1 protein-coding gene is annotated in these 1,850 nt (G+C 54.8%); it reads left to right on the forward strand.

Going from position 1 to position 1,850, the window contains the following annotated elements:
• Positions 1-226: 226 nt before the first annotated feature.
• On the forward strand, positions 227-1,801 hold the full coding sequence (locus tag B5F19_RS16695; protein WP_087292879.1) for an IS3 family transposase: 1,575 nt from the start codon (positions 227-229) through the stop codon (positions 1,799-1,801).
• Positions 1,802-1,850: the final 49 nt, after the last annotated feature.

The following is a 1,850-nucleotide window of genomic DNA, read 5'->3' on the forward strand; positions in this document are numbered from 1 at the left end:
GGGATTTCGCCTCAGCGCCGTGCCAGGTGGTCGCTGCAACCGTTTTTTGAATTTTAGGTGGTCGAAGGTTTGAAAAAATCCAGCGGTTCCAAAGAGTTCCCGGCTTTTTCACCGACGCTGTGCACAGCAATATGTCAGGCATCTCAAAAATTGCGCCGCCTAAACAAAGAGAGAAAATTTCGCCCAGGGCCATGCGGACAAAAAGCTGGACCGGGAAGGGGCAAGAATGTACACATACGAGGAACGGATGCGAGCAGTCAAAGCATACATCGCATCCGGATATCAAGCGAACAAGACGATCCAGGAGTTGGGATACCCATCTCACGAGGCGTTGCGTGGCTGGTATCGGGAATATCAGAAAAGTGGAGATCTGCACCGGGATTTCATCCGGGCGCCTTTGCATACACAGGAGCAAAAGGAGAAGGCGGTGGCCCACTATTATGCCAATGGGTGCAACTATACGAAAACCTCTAAGGCCCTGGGATATGTCAACCGGGATCGTCTGCGGCAATGGGTGTTGGAAACGAGGCCGCCGGAGGGACAGGCTTGTATGCCGAGGCGAAATGTCGTAAAATGTACACCGGAACAGAAACGGGAGGCCGTAGTGGAATTCTGCGCCAGAGGGGGCAGTGCGGAAAAGATCGCAAACAGGTATGGCGTGAGTCATTCCAACCTGTATTTCTGGCGGGAGAAACTGTTTGCCGGGGGGTGTACAGACGAGATGGAAAAACCAGAGGAGCCAATCACCGAGGCGGCGTTAGAGGCATTGCGGGCGGAAAACGCCGCACTGGCAGAAAGGGTAGAGGCGCTGCGGCGGGAGAACCAGGAATTGGAGAGAACACGCCACCGGCTGCAGCTGGAGGTAGATGTTCTGAAGAAGGCGGATGAGATCCTAAAAAAAGAGGAGGGCGTCAATCCAGATCATCTAAGCAATCGGGAAAAGGCCGTAGTGATTGACGCCCTTAGAAACACATATCGGCTGAAAGAATTATTGGAGTGCTTAAAACTGTCCAAAAGCAGCTACTTTTATCAGAAAGCAGTGCTGGATAAACCAGATCAATACCAGAGCCTGCGGCAGGAGCTCAAGGAGACCTTTGCCGCTGTGAATGGCTGCTACGGCTATCGAAGGCTCCACGCCGCCTTGAGAGGCCTTGGACGCAGAGTGTCCGAGAAGGTGGTCCGCCGCTTGATGAAGGAGGAACACCTTGTTGTCCGAAACATCAGACGCCGGCGCTATAACTCCTATCTTGGTGAGATCAGCCCGGCAGTCCCCAATCTCATTGCCCGGAACTTCCACGCGGAAAAGCCCAACGAGAAATGGCTGACAGATATTACGGAATTCAGCATTCCCGCAGGGAAAATATACCTCTCACCGATCATTGACTGCTTTGACGGCATGGCGGTAAGCTGGGCGATCGGAACCTCTCCCAATGCCCGGCTGGCGAATTCCATGCTGGACGCGGCAATCTCGCAACTGCAGGAAGGAGAGCACCCCATCCTCCACTCGGACCGGGGCGGGCATTACCGCTGGCCCGGTTGGATTCAGCGCACAAAAGCTGCCGGCCTGCGGCGTTCCATGTCAGCCAAGGGCTGTTCACCGGACAACGCCGCCTGCGAGGGATTCTTTGGCCGGCTGAAAAATGAGATGTTCTACGGCGTCTCCTGGGAGGGCGTGACCCTCCGACAATTCATCTCCATACTGGACAGCTACCTGCACTGGTATAACCGGAAACGCATCAAGCAGTCCCTTGGCTGGCGCAGCCCGTTGGACTTCAGACGCTGCCTGGGCCTGGCTGCTTGATCTTTTCTTCTATGATCTGTTTTGGTCCAGCTTTTTGTCCGCAGCCCCC

Origin of the sequence: Pseudoflavonifractor sp. An184, from assembly GCF_002160305.1 — a bacterium.
Taxonomy (GTDB): domain Bacteria; phylum Bacillota; class Clostridia; order Oscillospirales; family Oscillospiraceae; genus Lawsonibacter; species Lawsonibacter pullicola.

What these genes read in the sequence shown, in the direction of transcription:
- B5F19_RS16695 (WP_087292879.1), top strand. Translation starts at nt 227, where the DNA reads ATGTACACATACGAGGAACGGATGCGAGCAGTCAAAGCATACATCGCA.